17 protein-coding genes are annotated in these 15,637 nt (G+C 61.8%); 9 read left to right on the forward strand and 8 right to left on the reverse strand.

All coding sequences use genetic code 11. The features are described from left to right. Nucleotides 1–37: 37 nt before the first annotated feature. Nucleotides 38–940 (forward strand): LysR family transcriptional regulator, encoded by a 903-nt coding sequence (locus tag AC1ROI_RS30905; RefSeq protein ID WP_102595014.1) that lies wholly within the window; start codon nt 38–40, stop codon nt 938–940. Between the two features lie 108 nt (nt 941–1,048). On the opposite strand, the gene AC1ROI_RS30910 is transcribed toward AC1ROI_RS30905, so the two are convergent. Together AC1ROI_RS30910 and AC1ROI_RS30915 are read right to left on the reverse strand one after the other, a co-directional pair. Beyond that, the gene (locus tag AC1ROI_RS30910; RefSeq protein ID WP_102595015.1) at nt 1,049–1,900 is read right to left on the reverse strand and encodes an NAD-dependent protein deacetylase; all 852 of its coding nucleotides are present in this window, start codon (nt 1,898–1,900) and stop codon (nt 1,049–1,051) included. 79 nt (nt 1,901–1,979) lie between these two features. Continuing rightward, nucleotides 1,980–3,026 (reverse strand): class I SAM-dependent methyltransferase, encoded by a 1,047-nt coding sequence (locus AC1ROI_RS30915; protein ID WP_010455519.1) that lies wholly within the window; start codon nt 3,024–3,026, stop codon nt 1,980–1,982. Nucleotides 3,027–3,514: 488 nt separating this feature from the next. Between AC1ROI_RS30915 and AC1ROI_RS30920 the strand changes: the two genes are divergently transcribed. The 3 genes from AC1ROI_RS30920 (at nt 3,515) to AC1ROI_RS30930 (ending at nt 6,581) form a co-directional block, all read left to right on the forward strand. Further along, on the forward strand, nt 3,515–4,849 hold the full coding sequence (locus AC1ROI_RS30920) for an acetamidase/formamidase family protein (RefSeq protein WP_102595016.1): 1,335 nt from the start codon (nt 3,515–3,517) through the stop codon (nt 4,847–4,849). Nucleotides 4,850–4,993: 144 nt separating this feature from the next. Beyond that, on the forward strand, nt 4,994–5,833 hold the full coding sequence (locus AC1ROI_RS30925; RefSeq protein WP_102595017.1) for an HvfB family MNIO-type RiPP peptide maturase: 840 nt from the start codon (nt 4,994–4,996) through the stop codon (nt 5,831–5,833). After that, nucleotides 5,826–6,581 (forward strand): HvfC family RiPP maturation protein, encoded by a 756-nt coding sequence (locus AC1ROI_RS30930; RefSeq protein ID WP_102595018.1) that lies wholly within the window; start codon nt 5,826–5,828, stop codon nt 6,579–6,581. The genes AC1ROI_RS30925 and AC1ROI_RS30930 overlap by 8 nt, the downstream gene beginning before the upstream one ends. A gap of 128 nt (nt 6,582–6,709) precedes the next feature. Here the strand turns inward: AC1ROI_RS30930 and AC1ROI_RS30935 are convergent, their stop codons facing one another. The 5 genes from AC1ROI_RS30935 to AC1ROI_RS30955 all read right to left on the reverse strand — a co-directional run bounded on the left by AC1ROI_RS30935 (nt 6,710) and on the right by AC1ROI_RS30955 (nt 11,025). Continuing rightward, nucleotides 6,710–7,657 carry a phosphatidate cytidylyltransferase gene (locus tag AC1ROI_RS30935; RefSeq protein WP_010455511.1) on the reverse strand — a complete coding sequence of 316 codons (948 nt, stop codon included), beginning with the start codon at nt 7,655–7,657 and terminating at the stop codon, nt 6,710–6,712. Then, the gene (locus tag AC1ROI_RS30940; protein WP_077749092.1) at nt 7,654–8,253 is read right to left on the reverse strand and encodes a lysophospholipid acyltransferase family protein; all 600 of its coding nucleotides are present in this window, start codon (nt 8,251–8,253) and stop codon (nt 7,654–7,656) included. Before AC1ROI_RS30940 ends, AC1ROI_RS30935 begins: the two co-directional genes overlap by 4 nt. Then, a complete protein-coding gene (locus AC1ROI_RS30945; protein WP_010455508.1) occupies nt 8,240–8,872 on the reverse strand; it encodes a CDP-alcohol phosphatidyltransferase family protein in 633 nt (210 codons plus the stop codon). Before AC1ROI_RS30945 ends, AC1ROI_RS30940 begins: the two co-directional genes overlap by 14 nt. A gap of 105 nt (nt 8,873–8,977) precedes the next feature. After that, nucleotides 8,978–10,288, reverse strand: a complete 1,311-nt coding sequence (locus AC1ROI_RS30950; protein ID WP_077749094.1) for a sensor histidine kinase — start codon at nt 10,286–10,288, stop codon at nt 8,978–8,980. Beyond that, nucleotides 10,285–11,025 carry a response regulator gene (locus AC1ROI_RS30955; protein ID WP_010455506.1) on the reverse strand — a complete coding sequence of 247 codons (741 nt, stop codon included), beginning with the start codon at nt 11,023–11,025 and terminating at the stop codon, nt 10,285–10,287. The genes AC1ROI_RS30950 and AC1ROI_RS30955 overlap by 4 nt, the downstream gene beginning before the upstream one ends. A gap of 307 nt (nt 11,026–11,332) precedes the next feature. Here AC1ROI_RS30955 and AC1ROI_RS30960 point away from each other — a divergent pair, with 307 nt between their 5' ends. The 3 genes from AC1ROI_RS30960 (at nt 11,333) to AC1ROI_RS30970 (ending at nt 13,240) form a co-directional block, all read left to right on the forward strand. Then, complete coding sequence (locus AC1ROI_RS30960) at nt 11,333–11,599, forward strand: DUF2790 domain-containing protein (RefSeq protein WP_077749095.1); 267 nt, start codon at nt 11,333–11,335, stop codon at nt 11,597–11,599. A 48-nt stretch (nt 11,600–11,647) separates the two neighbouring features. Beyond that, nucleotides 11,648–11,860 (forward strand): hypothetical protein, encoded by a 213-nt coding sequence (locus tag AC1ROI_RS30965; RefSeq protein ID WP_010455503.1) that lies wholly within the window; start codon nt 11,648–11,650, stop codon nt 11,858–11,860. 171 nt (nt 11,861–12,031) lie between these two features. Further along, on the forward strand, nt 12,032–13,240 hold the full coding sequence (locus AC1ROI_RS30970; RefSeq protein WP_077749096.1) for a cytochrome c biogenesis protein DipZ: 1,209 nt from the start codon (nt 12,032–12,034) through the stop codon (nt 13,238–13,240). 9 nt (nt 13,241–13,249) lie between these two features. Here AC1ROI_RS30970 and AC1ROI_RS30975 read toward each other — a convergent pair whose 3' ends face one another. Next, on the reverse strand, nt 13,250–14,242 hold the full coding sequence (locus tag AC1ROI_RS30975) for an AraC family transcriptional regulator (protein ID WP_083376418.1): 993 nt from the start codon (nt 14,240–14,242) through the stop codon (nt 13,250–13,252). Between the two features lie 183 nt (nt 14,243–14,425). On the opposite strand from AC1ROI_RS30975, the gene AC1ROI_RS30980 reads away from it, so the two are divergent. Both AC1ROI_RS30980 and AC1ROI_RS30985 read left to right on the forward strand, forming a co-directional pair. Then, nucleotides 14,426–14,695: a DUF4242 domain-containing protein gene (locus AC1ROI_RS30980; protein ID WP_010455500.1), complete on the forward strand. Its 270-nt coding sequence runs from the start codon at nt 14,426–14,428 to the stop codon at nt 14,693–14,695. A gap of 37 nt (nt 14,696–14,732) precedes the next feature. Further along, on the forward strand, nt 14,733–15,545 hold the full coding sequence (locus tag AC1ROI_RS30985) for a class I SAM-dependent methyltransferase (protein WP_010455498.1): 813 nt from the start codon (nt 14,733–14,735) through the stop codon (nt 15,543–15,545). The last annotated feature ends 92 nt before the right edge of the window (nt 15,546–15,637 follow it).

The following is a 15,637-nucleotide window of genomic DNA, read 5'->3' on the forward strand; positions in this document are numbered from 1 at the left end:
CCAATCACTTATCTTTAATACGTTGGAGCCCGCGCCCATGACAGTCAAGCAGATCCGCGCATTCCTGGCCGTGGCCCAGAGCCTGAGTTTCGCCGTGGCCTGCGAGCGGTTGCACCTGTCGCAATCGGCCTTGAGCCTGACCATCAAAGCGCTGGAGGAGGGGCTGGGCGGCCGGCTATTCACCCGCAACACACGTAATGTGGCGTTGACGGCGGAAGGCGAATCCCTGGTGCCCCTGGCTCGCCGGCTGATTGCGGACTGGGACAACGCCGAGGATGAACTGCGCCAGCGTTTCACCCTCCAGCGCGGGCGCGTGACCCTGGCGGCAATGCCGTCGTTTGCTGGCAATCTGCTGCCGCCGATCCTCAAGACTTTTCGCGCCCGTTATCCCAAGGTCAACGTCACGGTGAACGACGTGATCAACGAGCAAGTGCTGGAAATGGTGCGCGACCGGCAGGTGGAGCTGGGGGTGGCGTTTGAGCCGTCGCAGAGTTCATCGCTGGCATTCACGCCGTTGTATATGGACCGTTTCGTTGCCGTGGTGCCGGACGACTCTCCCTTGGCGCAACGGCACGACATTGATTGGCAGACGTTGCTCCAGGAACCGTTCATTACCTTGCAGCGTCCGTCGACGGTACGGGTGATGCTGGAAGAACACTTGCAGGCCCGGGGGATGAAATTGCCGGTGGAGTTTGAAAGCCATCAGTTGGCGACAGTCGGAAGGATGGTGGCCAGCGGATTGGGCGTCAGCGCCGTGCCAGCCCTGTGCGCCGGGCAGATGCGCGAGTTGGGCGCACGGTGCATTACCTTGCGCGACCCGGTGGTGGAGCGGGCGATCGGGGTGCTGACCAAGCCAGGAGTGGAACTGTCGGCGGCGGCGCAGGCGTTGTTCGATATCCTCAAAGCCGAGAATCTGGGCGAGCGAGTGTCCATGCCCTGATCACAATCCCCTGTAGGCGCGAGGCTTGCCCGCGAAAAGGCCGGCACCTTCAACATTGAAGTCGACTGACACGACGCCTTCGCGAGCCAGCTTCGCTCCTACAGGGGTTTAGGGTGAACAGGGGGAGAGGTGCTGTGCCAGCAAGGGCAACAGCTGTTCGCACGAGGCCTCAATCTTCATGTCCAGGAGGTCATCTGCCCGGGTCTTGCCCAGATTGATCGCCATCAACGGCTTGCCCTGATCCGCCACCACCCGGCACAAGCGAAACGCCGAATACGCCATCAACGAAGAGCCCACCACCAGCAATCCCGCCGCCTGTTCCACCGCCGCAATGGCCTTGGCCGCCGTCACCTGCGCGACGTTCTCGCCAAAAAACACCACGTCCGGCTTCATCCGCTCACCCGCGCAATGCGGGCAGTGCGGCACCTGGAACCGCGCCTCGAACGCCGGATCCAGCAACGTGTCGCCATCCGGCGCCTGCACCGCATCGACCCCGGCCAGATAGGGATTCTGCGCCTCCATCAGGTGCTGGATCGAATCCCGCTCGCTGCGCTGTCCGCAGTCCAGGCACAGCACCCGGTGCAAGCTGCCGTGAAGTTCGATCACATCATGGCTGCCGGCCTGATCGTGCAAGGTGTCGACGTTCTGAGTGATAAGCCCGCTGATCTGCCGGCTGCTTTGCAGACTGGCCAGGGCTTCGTGGGCCACGTTCGGTTGAGCCTGGCGCACGCGCGGCCAGCCGAGCATCGCCCGCGCCCAATAGCGGCGCCGTGATTCCGGGGCCGACAGGAACTCCTGATACATCATCGGTTGCCGGCCACGCCGAACGCCCTCGTTGTCGCGGTAGTCTGGAATGCCCGACGGGGTGCTGATGCCGGCGCCGGTCAGGACCATGAACGGCTGCTCGGCCATCAGCTGCTGGAGCCGGTCGAGTTGTTCGCGGATGCGGCGGTCAAGCATGTTCAACACTCCGGGTATCTTGAGTGTTTGCAGCGTAGCACTTGCCAACCTGCCGAATGCGAGCCCGTGAGCGGCGTGGTTATTTTCGTGCCTCCAGAATCAGGTTGAACGGCGTTTCCGTGGCCCGCCGGAAAGTCTTGAACCCCGCTTCGGTGAAGACCTTGCGCAACCGCGCTTCACCCGCCTGAGCGCCGAGCCCAAGGCCGACTTCCTGGGACAGCGAGTTCGGCGTGCAAATGAAGGTCGAGGCGGCGTAGAACAGCCGGCCAACCGGGGTGACGTTGTCGTCCAGCGAATCGTTGGCGAACGGTTCCACCAGCAGCACCGTGCCGTCTGGTTTCAGAGCGTCATAGGCGTGTTTCGCCGCGCCCACCGGGTCGCCCATGTCGTGCAGGCAGTCGAAATAGCAGATCAGGTCATAGTCGTCGCCGGGGAAGCTTTTCGCCGTGCCCTGAAAGAACCGCGCACGCCCGGACACGCCACCTTCTTCGGCGCGCTGGGTCGCGACGGTGACGGACGGTGCGTGGTAGTCGAAGCCGACGAACCGCGAGTCCGGGAACGCCTGGGCCATGATCACCGTGGAGGCGCCGTGTCCGCAGCCGATGTCGGCGACTTTGGCGCCCGCCTGTAATTTGGCGACCACGCCTTCCAGGGCCGGCAGCCACTCGGCGATCAGGTGCGCTTTGTACCCTGGGCGGAAGAACCGCTCCGTGCCGCTGAACATGCACGGATGGTGATCGCCCCAGGCCAGGGCGCCGTTGCCGCGCATGGCGTTGACCAGTTTGTCCTTGTCATGGAAAAACGACGCGACCACCCCGATACCGCCGGCGATATAGACCGGCGAATCTTCGATCGCCAGCGCCAGGGCTTGCTCTTCGGGCAGGCGGAACTGGCCGCCCTCGTGTTCCATGTAGCCGGAAGCGGCGTGGGCGCTGAGCCATTCGCGCAGCAGGCGGGGGTTGCAGCCGGTCTTGTCGGCGAGTGCTTCAGGGGTGATCGGCTGACTGTCGGCCATGGCCCGGTACAGGCCGAGCTCTTCGCCGAGGATGACGTTGGCAAGCATCGCCGCGCCGCCCATGTCGTTCACCAGTTTGCCCATGAAGTCATTGAGTCTGGCCTCGTCCATCACATGTGCTCCTTCAGCAGGATCACGGTCCAGAGGCCTTGTTTATCGAGGCGTACACCTCTGGGCGGTGGTCGTGGGAATGAACGGGACGCTGTGCACGTCCCGCGTGCAGTAAGTTTAGTCCGAGCCCCGTGCGCGGCGGCCTGAAGCGACGAAAGCGCCATTCCCCTGGCCGACACAAATCCCCTGTAGGAGCGAGGCTTGCCCGCGAAGTCGCCGTGTCAGTCGACAAAAGTATTGCCTGACACTCCGTCTTCGCGGGCAAGCCTCGCTCCTACAAGGATTGGCGATGTGTATCGCACTGTATCCAGCCGCCGTCCCGATACATTCCACTTCATTCGCGGCTCCCACCGAACACAGACCAGATACAAACCTGCGATGAACTGTAAAGGCTACCCAGCGCCCGAAATCCGGGGCTGTCGAGGCACTTTTCAGGGTCGTCGCAACAGACGGCCGTCTTTGCTCGTGACTCCGTGAAGGGAACAATAATGACCACGCTCGTGCCTGAAACCGACCTGAAATCCGCTCCCGTCAACCATCTGCGCGTCGATCAGTACACCAACGGTCTCATTGGCCCCAGCCAGCCGATGCTCGGCCCGCTCGCCGACGGCGGCACCCTGATCACCGGCACACCGCCGGGTTGCTGGGGCCCGATGATCACGCCCGCCTTCGAGGGCGGCCACGAAGTGACGCAACCGGTGGCCATCGCTGGCGCGGAAATCGGCGACGCCGTGGCGATCAAGATCAAGAGCATGCGCGTCACCTCGCTGGCGACGTCGTCCGGGGTCATGAGCTTCGTTGAGGGGCGCTACAACGGCGACCCGTTTGTCGCCAAATTTTGCTCCAAATGCGGCACCGACCACCCGGCCAGTCATGTCGAAGGCATTGGCGAGGAGTCGATTCGCTGTAACAACTGCGGCGCCGAGGTCAGTGCGTTTCGCTTCAGCCATGGCTACGTGATCGTGTTCGATGCACAGAATCAGGTCAGCCTGACCGTCAACCAGGACGTCGCCAACCGACTGGCCGGCAATGCCTCTGAAATGTCGGCGCTGCCGGAATTCGCCGCCCAGCATTCGATCCTGTCTCTGGCCCGTGCCGACATCCCCGGAGTTGCCGCGCACATGCGCCCGTTCCTCGGCAACATCGGCACCACGCCGTCCCGTGACTTGCCCGATTCGCACAACTGCGCCGATTTCGGCCAATACCTGATCAACGCCCCACACCGTTTCGGCATGACCCGCGAAGAGCTGCACGCGGCCAAGACCGACGGCCACATGGACACCAACTCGATCCGCGAAGGCTGCGTGTTGATCTGCCCGGTGAAAGTGCCGGGGGCCGGTGTGTACATGGGTGACATGCACGCCCAGCAAGGCAACGGCGAGATCGCAGGGCACGCCACCGACTGCTCCGGGGAAACCGAAGTGGTGGTGCAAGTGGTGAAGAACCTGACCCTGGACGGGCCGATCCTCCTGCAAAACCTCGACGATCTGCCGCCGATGGCCCGGCCCATGAATGGCCAACAACGGCAGAAAGTCCGCGAACTGGGCGAGCGCTGGGGTCAGCATGAAATCGAGCAGAGCGGGCCGATCACCTTTATCGGCAGCGGCGAGAACCTCAACGTCGCCGTCGAGAACGGCTTGAAACGTGCCGCTTCGGTCACCGGTTTGCCGTATGACGAAGTGCTCAACCGCGCGACCATCACCGGCTCGATCGACATCAGCCGCCTGCCGGGCACCGTGCGCGTGACCTTCCTGTGCCCGATGAACGTGCTCGATCGCATCGGCATCGGCCATCTGGTACGCGAGAAATACGACCTGGCGTAACGCCTGCCGAAGGGTCTGTACCGGAGTGTGTACAGGCCCGTCGGCGATACAACCGCCACGATGTTCTGCCGAACCGGAACACAGCCCCGATACATCGCTTCGGTTAACTGTGACTCCGTACTGGCAACCCTTGAGATCGACACCATGCAGACCCCCATCACCTCAGCGAAAGCGACCGTCGGGCTTGGCTTGCGTCGCGGATTAATGAAGGACCTCCAGGCCGCCCGTACCGGCGATTTCGATTTCCTGGAAGTTGCGCCGGAAAACTGGATCGGCATCGGCGGCGCCCATGGCCATGCGCTGCGGGCCCTGGCCGAGCGTTTTCCGTTGTCTTGCCACGGCTTGTCGCTGTCGCTGGGTGGGCCGGCACCGCTGGACGTCGGTTTTTTGCAGGAAGTGCGGGTGTTCCTCGATCACTACAACGTGCCGCTGTACAGCGAGCACCTGAGCTATTGCAGCGATGACGGTCACCTTTACGACCTGTTGCCGTTGCCGTTTACCGAAGAAGCGGTGCACCACGTGTCCGCGCGAATTCGCCAGGTCCAGGACATTCTTGGCCGGCGTCTGGCGGTGGAAAACGTCTCCTACTACGCCGCGCCCCAGCAGGATATGGACGAAGTGACCTTCACCAACGCGGTCCTGCGTGAAGCCGATTGTGACCTGTTGCTGGACGTCAACAATGTCTACGTCAACTCGATCAACCATGGCTTCGATCCGCAGACCTTTCTGGCCGGCATCGATTCGGGCCGGGTGGTGGCGATGCACGTGGCCGGGCACTTCGATGAGTCCGACACGTTGAAAATCGACACCCATGGCGCGTCGGTGAAACCGGTGGTCTGGTCGTTGCTGGCCCAGGCCTACGCCCGGTTTGGCGCACAGCCGACATTGCTGGAGCGGGATTTCAACTTCCCCGCATTCACTGAACTGGTGACTGAATTGCAGACTATTCGTCGCTTGCAGGCCGAGGGGGTGAACCGTGGATAAGCCAGGCCTGTTTGACCAGCAAAACACATTGGGTCTGTACCTGCGTGACCCGGACCATTGCGCGCCGCCAGCCGGGATGGATGTGGCGCGGGCACAGGTTTACCGCGACCTGATTTTTTCCAACCTGTCGTTGTTGCTCAGCGGGACCTTTCCGGTGCTGATCAAGATTCTCGGTGATGAGCGCTGGCGTTCGCTGGTACGGATCTTCCTGCGGGACTGTCGTGCGCGTACCCCGAAATTCGGCGAAATCGCCCAGGAGTTTGTCGAGTTCCTGGCCTCGGAACCGAGTGCATTGAGCGAAGGTGTGTGGCCTCCGTTCATGGTGGAGCTGGCGCATTACGAGTGGGTCGAAATGGCGTTGCAACAGTCCGAAGCGGAGCCGTTGCCGCCGAGTGATGTGGCGTTGATTCTGGAGCGACCGTTGCAGGTGTCACCGTTGGCGTGGCCGTTGGCTTATGCCTGGCCGGTGCAGTTGGTGGGGCCGGATCATCAACCGGAAGCGCCACCGGTTCAACCGACTTTGCTGCTGGTGCGTCGAGCCGAGGACTGGAGTGTGAAATTTTCCGAGCTGAGCCCCCTGGCGTGGCGGTTGTTGCAGCGGATCGAGGCATTTCCCGAGCTGGATGGGCAGGCGCAGTTGGAAGGGTTGGCGGTAGAGGCGGGGGCTGCCGGCTCGTCAGCGTTCATGGAGAGCGGGGCGGCGTTGTTGCGGCAGATGCATGGCGAAGGGGTGATTGGGTTTGCATGATCGTTCCCATGCTCTGCGTGGGAATGCCTCACCGGTCGCTCCGCGCCCGCGTCAGGGACGCGGAGCGTCCCGGGCTGCATTCCCACGCAGAGCGTGGGAACGATCACTGACAGGGGGTGGTGTCTATTTTATGGGGCGGAAAAGAAATACCGCGTCAGGTGAAAGAAAATCGGCGCCGCGAAGCAGATCGAATCCATCCGATCCAGCATGCCGCCATGCCCTTTGATCATGGTTCCCCAATCCTTGGCGCTCAGGCTGCGCTTGATGGCGGACATGACCAGCCCACCGAGAAAACCCATCACCACGATCACCAGCGACATCAGCAGCGATTGCCAGAAACTGAACGGGGTCATCCAGAACATGCACCCGCCAATCAACGTGGCCGACAGACCGCCACCGACCAAGCCTTCCACCGTTTTCGACGGACTCACCAGCGGCGCAACTTTGTGCTTGCCCAATAGTTTGCCGAACACGTACTGCAACACGTCACTCAGTTGCACGACGAACACGAGATAGAACAGCAGTAGCGCGTTCTGCCCCTTGAAACCTTCCAGGTCCAGCAGCAACAGGGCCGGCGCGTGGCTGATGCAGTAGACGCAAATCATCACCCCCCACTGAATCTTGGCCGCCCGTTCCAGAAAAGCGTCGGTGTCCTGGCTCAGCACCGCAATCGCCGGCAACAGCAGGAACGCGTACACCGGAATCAACAGGGTGAACAGCGAATACCAGTGCGTGCCGATCAGCACGTATTGCAGCGGGATCAGAATGAAGAACGCCGAAAACAGCGCGTTATGGTCGCCCAGCCGGGTCGGCGTCAGGGTAATGAACTCCCGGAGCGCGAACAGCGAAATGAAGCCGAACAGAATAACCGTCGCGTTCCCGCCCAGCAGGTAGGACACGAAGAAGATGATGACCATGCCCCACCAGGCATTCACCCGCTGGTTGAGGTTCTCGATGGTCGACATCGAGCTTTCTGTTTTGGCGCGCTTCGCCAGAATCCGGCCGATGACCGAAGCGATTGCCAGCAGGACGGCAATGGCGCCGAAGAACCACAAGAACTTTTCGTCAAGATTCATTCCGACAACCTCACAATCGCTTCACGCGCCCGATCCAGAAACACCTGTTTTTCCTCGCCACTGATCCGTGGCAGCGGGTCGCCAATACGGATCGTGCAGATGATGGGCAGCGGGACGTGTTTGCCTTTCGGCATGGAGCGATGCAGGTTTTCCAGGTAGATGGGCACCAGATCCACCTCGGGGAATGTCTCGGCCAAACGGTACAGCCCTGATTTGAAAGGACCGGGCAACGCCTCGCTGCCTCGGGTGCCTTCCGGAAAGATGATGATCGAATGGCCGGCCCGCACCACGTCGAAAATCGGCTCCAGCACGTTAACGCCGGGCGCCGGATTTCGCTCGATCAGCACTGCGTTCAGGCCTTTTTGCGAGATGTACGACAGAAATTTGTTCTTTCCCCAGTAATCCGCAGCGGCGACCGGTTTCACGTTCACCCGGGCTTCCGGGGGCAGCGCCGCGATGATTGCCAGGGTGTCCATGTGGCTGGAGTGATTGGCGAAATAGATGCGCTGGCGTGTCAGGTCCGGCGGGCTTTCCCATCGGGCGGTGACGCCGATCAGGAAGCGAAGAACAGAAATCAGCGCGTTACTGATCCACATGAGCATTCCCCTTGAGCTGGCGCGAGATGGCCAGCGTGCGCGTGACGCAGGTCGCGGCTGAACCGACAGCGATGACGACCAGCGCGATCAACAGCACGTAGTGAGTGCCATAAACGCTGGCTTCGACGGCATTCAACAGAAGGGCCACAGTCATCACGGCCATTCGATGCTGCTTGGCCATTGGGCCGATGAAACTTTGCTTCAGGCCAATCGAACCGCCGAACACCCTGACATACGCCGTCAGTGCCGCGGCCAGCGCCGCGAACCAGCCGAGATCGGCGTAGCCGATGGCATACCCCAGCGCGACGATCAGCAGGCTGTCGGCAATGCGGTCGGGGAATTCGTTGTAGAGGCTGCCGATGTCGGATTTCTTGCCGCCCTCGATCGCCACCATGCCGTCGAAGAGGTTGCACAGCAGGCGCAATTGAATGCCGACGGTGCAGAGGATCGAGCCGATGAGCCCGTTATCGAGATTCAGTGCCACCGCCCCGGCGAGCGCGAAGGCGATGCTGGCGACGGAGATCTGATTGGGGGAGATGTCTCGTTTCACCAGAAGGTCGGTGATGTATTTCGCCCAGCCCGCAGAGCGCGTCTTGATGGGCCTTCGGTTGTCATCCATTTTGCCAATATCCATATAAGTGTCGGTTGCTATCAGGGCATCGCCGTCGGCTGCTGCACGACGGTGTCCGACAATATAAAGGCTTTCCTTGGCCTTTGTGTCTGTTTACTGACTGCCAGGTCGAAGCGGCAACTTCAACTCCGCACACAACCCGCCGCCCTCACGATTGCTCAACGTCAACGATCCCCCGAGCGCCAACGCCAATTGCTGCGCGATCGCCAGCCCCAACCCTGTGCCGCCGGTGCTGCGATTGCGCGAATTCTCAACCCGATAAAACGGTTCCATCACATGGGTCAGTTCCTCTTCGGCAATGCCCGGTCCGCGATCCATGATCTTCACCGAGAGGCCGCCGTTTTTCGCTTCCACCCACAGCTCGGCGGCGCCGGCGAACTTCAGAGCGTTATCCGTCAGGTTTACCAGTACCCGCCGCAAGGCATGGGGCCGGGTGTCGATCACCGCGCCACTTTTGCCACCCAATGTCACGTCTTTGCCCACGTCCTGGTAGTCGAACACCAGGCTGTCGAGGAATGAATCGAGGTCGGTGCGGCGGCTTTCTTCGGTGGCGCCGTGAACGCTGCGGGCATAGGCCACGCCTTCGCGCACCAGGTGCTCCATCTCACTGAGATCGCTCCACAGTTTGTCTTTTTCGCTGCAGTCGTCCATGAATTCGGCGCGCAGTTTCATGCGGGTGATCGGGGTTTGCAGGTCGTGGGAAATCGCCGCCAGCAGTTGCATGCGCTCTTTCAAGTACGCGGCGATGCGTGCCTGCATCGAATTGAAGGCGATGGCGGCGTGGGCGACTTCGGTCGGGCCTTTTTCGTCCAGGTGCACCGCGTGGGTGTTGGGATCAAGGTTGTCCACGGCCTCGGCAAGGCGGGTGAGGGGGCGGATGGCGATTCTCACCGCCAGCCAGGTGCAGAGGATCATCAGCGCCAACTGGCCCAGCAGAACGATGGGCAACCACGGCGACAACGGCACCATTGATGGCCTGACGTCGATGGTCACCGGGCTGCCGTCCGCGAGTTTCAGGTGCACCTGAAAGTGTTTCTGTTCGCCGGGAATGTCCGTCACGGTCATCGGGTAATCCTTGCCGATGGCGTCCTTGATCGATGTCATCGCGATGGGCGTGTCGCTCATGGCCACGCCCGGCGAACCTTCGTCGAGCAAATAACGGTAGTTGCGGCGGTTCAGTTGTTGCAGCCAACCCATGCGTTCTTCGGCTGGCAAGCGGTCAAGAATGGCGATGGAGGTCGAGACGTCGGTTTCCAGATTGCCAAGCATGGTGTTTTTTGCGCTTTCATAACGCTCGTAATACTGCGCGCCAAAGGACAGCGCCTGCGCCAGGATCAGGCCAATCAGAAAGATCAGCGAGAGGCGCGAGGCCAGGGTGCGGGGCCAACGAAGGGTGAGGTTCATGACGGCGCACCGAGCACTTCCACCGGCAGGGAAAAGACGTAGCCCTCACTGCGCACGGTTTTGATGTAGGCCGGTTCGCGGGCATCGTCCAGTAAGCGCTGGCGCAAGCGGCTGACCAGCAAATCGATGGAGCGGTCAAACAGATCGGCGTCGCGGCCCTGGGTCAGATTGAGCAACTGGTCGCGATTGAGCACCCGCTGCGGGTGATCGAGGAACACCCGCAGCAATCGGTATTCCGCACCGCTGAGCGCGACCATGGTGCCGTCTTCGTCCAGCAGGTGCCGGGCCGACGTGTCCAGGCGCCAGCGCCCGAACGCCAGCAGGCGACCGCTTTCGGTGACCACCAGGTTTGGCGGCAGCATCCGCGTGCGGCGCAGTACGGCGTTGATTCGCGCGAGCAGTTCACGGGCGGCGAACGGCTTGACCAGGTAATCGTCGGCGCCCATTTCCAGGCCGATGATGCGGTCGGTTTCGTCGTTGCGGGCAGTGAGCATCAGCACCGGCGTGGCCTTGTGTTTGCCGGCGCGCAACTCGCGGCAGAGCATCAGGCCGTCGTCGCCCGGCATCATGATGTCGAGCACGATCAGGTCCACCGGCGTGGACTCAAGGAAGCTGCGCATCTGGCGTCCATCGGCGACGACCGTGGTGCGCAGGCCGTTCTTCTTGAGGTAGTTGCCTACCAGTTCCCGGATCTCGCGGTCATCGTCCACGATGAGAATGTGATCGACGTGTTCCATGGGGGCCAAGCCTCTATCAATGGGGGATGTTGCGCAGTCTATCGGGCCTTGGCCCGCTCGCCCGCAGCCCTTTGTATTGCAGTGTATCTGGCGTAGCGACGGATACATGCAAAGGCAAAAATGCGGTTTTCCAGGGGTTTTGTATCGCTCTGTATCAGGGGCCGGCTTTGATACGTACCGATTTACACGCGGCTGTTTTCGACACAGACGAGATACCTCGCGAGCTTCTAATGGGTTCCATCGAGGCAACCCACACCGCCTCTGCTCAATCGAACGACCTACCCATTGAAGCCTTGAGGAAACCGCCATGAACACCAAAGCCATCTACGCCGCTTGCCTGTTTGCCGCCCTGAACATCTGCACCTTGTCGGCCCGCGCCGAAGCCGCCGATGTCAGCGCCAAAACCTACACCTACGGCACCCACCTGGACATCAAGAAAGTGCTGTCGTTGAAAGAAGACGCCGCGCCTTCCTGCGGGGTTGTGAATGCCCAGCTGACCTACCTCGATTCCCAGCACAAAACCCAGGTGCTGGATTACCGCAAATTTGCTGACGGCTGCAACGCGGACAACTGAGTCCTTCGCTGAGCGATTGCCACCCCCCTTTGAAACAGGAAGAACACCATGAACAACGTCACCCGCTTTTTGACCGCTGTTGCTTTCTCCGCAGCCGGCGCGGCTGCCCATGCCAATGCCGCTGTTGAACAGAAAAGCTGTGGCAGTGCGACCTGCTTCCAGCTGACGCCGGTGGCCGAGCAGGGCGCTCATGCCTTCCTCGCACAGGACGGCTCGAGCCGCACGCCTCAAGGTCAGCTACAGGAAAACCAGAAGGCCTGATGCCCGAACCCTGTTTTGTAAACACCACAATTCCAGTGTAGGAGCGAGCCTGCTCGCGATGGCGGAGTGTCAATCGACATCAGTGTTATCTGACACACCGCCATCGCGAGCAGGCTCACTCCTACAGGGGGTAGGTGGTGTGTCGTTCTTCTCTATTTCAAGGTGATTACCATGTTTCTCATCGCTTTTCTGGGCGGCATATTGACCGTCCTCAGCCCCTGTATCCTCCCGGTGGTGCCGTTCCTGTTCGCCGGTGTCAAACGCACCCGTTCATCCATTCTGCTGACCCTCGGCGGCATGGTCCTGACCTTTGCCCTGATCGCCAGCCTGGCCGTGGTCAGCAGCGAATGGGTGGTGCAAGCCAACAACACCGGTCGTCACGTCGCGCTCTTCGTGATGGGATTGTTTGCTCTGTCGCTGATTTCCGCCCGTGTCGGTGACTGGATGGCCCGTCCGTTCGTGGCGCTGGGCAATCGCCTTGATCCCGACACCCGCAAAATGTCAGGCCCGCTGGGTTCGGTCATGATCGGTGTGGCCACAGGGTTGCTCTGGGCGCCGTGTGCCGGCCCGATCCTCGGGGTGATTCTCACCGGCGCCATGCTCCAGGGTGCGAACGCACAGACCAGCCTGTTGCTGCTGGCCTACGGCCTGGGCAGCGCACTGTCCCTGGGGACCTTGATCTTCGCCGGTCGCGGTTTGGTCAATCGCTTGAAAGTGTCGATCCCGGTCACTGGTTGGTTGCGTCGTGGTGCCGGTGTTGCCGTGCTGGCGACCGTGGCGGTGATTTCCACCGGTGCCGACCGGACACTGTTGGCTGGCACCTCGTCCGAAGGCGTCAGCAGCCTCGAGAAGGGCGTGATGGAAACCGTGCCGAAAGTCGTCGACTACTTCGTCAGCAAGGTCAGGGCCGACTCCATGGACAACGCCCAAGGTGCCATGCCGTCGCTGTCCGGTGCCGTCCAGTGGCTGAACTCGCCAGCGTTGAGCAATGATTCGCTCAAAGGCAAAGTGGTGCTGGTGGACTTCTGGACCTACGACTGCATCAACTGCCAGCACACCCTGCCGTATGTGAAGGACTGGGCGAAGAAATACGAGAAGGATGGCCTGGTGGTCGTCGGCGTCCACACCCCTGAATACGGTTACGAGCGCATCATCGACAACGTCAAGGACCAGGTGAAAAAGCTCGGCATCACCTACCCGGTGGCCATCGACAACAACTACGCGATCTGGCGCGCCTTCGACAACCAGTACTGGCCCGCTCACTACCTGATCGACGCCAAGGGCCAGGTGCGTTACACCCACTTCGGTGAAGGCGCCTACGAAACCCAGGAAAAGATGATCCAGCAACTGCTGGAAGAGGCCAAGGCACCTTCGGCGTAACCCTCGACATCAATGGCTCACAGGCTGCGCGCCGCGGGCCATTGGTTTTTTCTCCTGATTGCGCCGCCACGCCGCCGGTGGCGCGCCGTACTCTCGACGAAAGGCACGGCTGAAGGCCGTGTCGGTCTGGTAGCCCACCTCTTCGGCAATCCGCATCAACGAACTGTTACTGCTGCGTAACAGGTTCGCCGCCAGCAACATCCGCCACTGCGTCAGGTACTGCATCGGCGAACTCCCCACCAACTGCGCAAAGCGTTCTGCCAACACCGACCTTGAGGTGCCGGCGGTTCGCGCCAGTTCATCCAGGGTCCAGGCGTGACAGGGTTTTTTGTGCAGCGCATTCAGGGCGGCACCGACGATCCGGTCACCCACACCGGCCAGCCAGCCGGTCCGGCCTTCACCGCGCTCGTTCATGTACAGGCGCAACACCTCGATGAACAACACCTCGGCCAGTTTCGCCAACACGCCTTCGCCCCCGGGCCTGGGCGAGCGTGCTTCCGCCAAGGCATAACGGACCGATGATTCCAGCCAGATTCCGGCATTGGAACCGCGCACATTGACCCGGACCACCGCCGGCAATCCCGTCAGCAACATGCCCGCCAACCGCGTATCGCAGGCCAGATAACCGCACACCAGTCGCGTGACCGCGCCGCCTCCGCCGTAACTCAGTTGCCGGGGACGGCGCGCCAGCACCACGTCCAGCCGCTTGCCGGTGACCGGCGTCAGACCGGGTTGCGAGCTCATGCGATGGGCATCGCCCTGGGGGAACACCACCACATCGCCGGCGGTCAGGCGCAGCGGCGCAGCGTTTCCCATCTCGACATAGCACTCGCCTTCGGTGATCAGGTGGAATATCACCACCCGCTCGGCACCGGGCTCCAGAAAGGGGGCCGCCGTGTCGGCACTGGGCGACTGGTAGCACCAGGGTGCCGTGAACCTGGCATTGATGAAGATCGCGCCGACCAGGCGGACGACGCGCAGGGTTTGGGACAGGGCGTCCATGGTGACTTCCCATGCGACTAAGGGCTTTCTGATTGTGAGCGCGTTGCCGGGTAACGTGAATTCTCCGGACGATCGGGCAGTGTTGCCCGACGATCGGGCAGGACGCCGGCCCGCGCCGGAGCGATAGTTTGCCTACAGGGCCACTGCCGACCCTGTCATCAATAACAAGACTGAGAGGTTGCCATGCCAAAGTTCGTCATAGAACGCGAGATTCCAGGTGCTGGAACACTGTCAGAAAGGGATTTGAAAGCCGCTTCGCAAAAGTCCTGCCGGGCATTGCGCGATTTGCCGCAGGTGCAGTGGCTTCAGAGTTATGTCACGGGTGACAAGTTGTACTGCGTATACATCTCGCCGAGCGAAGCGCTGATCCAGGAGCACGCGAGGCAGAGCGGTTTCCCGGCCAACCGCATTTCCCAGGTGATGAACATCATCGATCCGACCACGGCGGAGTAAGCCGGGCTTGCGTTCCAATCCTTACGGAGCAGATTTAATGAGCACCCCCCTTGATCTCACTGCCCTGAAAAACCGCCAGATGGTCTCCTGGGCCAGCGGCGATTACGCCGTGATCGGCACCACCCTGCAAATTGTCGGCGAGCAACTGGCTGAAGCCTGTGACTTGCTCTGCGACGAACGCGTGCTGGACGTGGCCGCCGGCAACGGCAATGCGACGCTCGCCGCTGCACGCCGAGGTTGCAACGTCACCTCGACCGACTACGTGGCGGCGCTGCTGGAGCGCGGCGAAGACCGGGCCCGGGCCGAGCGCCTGGAGGTGACCTTCCAGGTCGCCGACGCCGAGGCGCTGCCGTTCGAAGACGCCAGCTTCGATGCGGTGCTCTCGACCTTCGGCGTGATGTTCACGCCGGATCAGGCCAAAGCGGCTTCAGAACTGGCGCGGGTCTGCCGTCCTGGCGGTCGCATCGGCCTGGCCAACTGGACGCCTGAAGGTTTTGTCGGCCAGATGTTCAAGACTCTGGGCAAACACCTGCCGCCACCGCCAGGCGCACAACCGCCTTCAAACTGGGGAACCGAAGCCTGGTTGCACTCGCACTTCGATGAGCGTGACTTTCAGGTCCAGGTGACGCGCCGCACCTTCAACTTCCGTTATCGCTCGGCGGCGCACTTCATCGATACGTTTCGCACCTGGTACGGCCCGGTCCACAAGGCCTTCGCGGCGCTGTCTCCCGAGGGAGCCCAAGCCTTTGAAAGCGACCTGACTGAGCTGATCAACCGGATGAACAGAGCGGGAGAGAAATCGGTGGTGGTGCCGAGTGAATACCTGGAGGTCGTCATCACCCGACGTTAACCAGACAACACAAAACCCTGTAGGAGCGGGGGGGGGGGGGGGGGGGGGGGGGGGGGGGGGGGGGGGGGGGGGGGGGGGGGGGGGGGGGGGGG

It is taken from the genome of Pseudomonas sp. GW823-FHT02C02 (assembly GCF_058797635.1).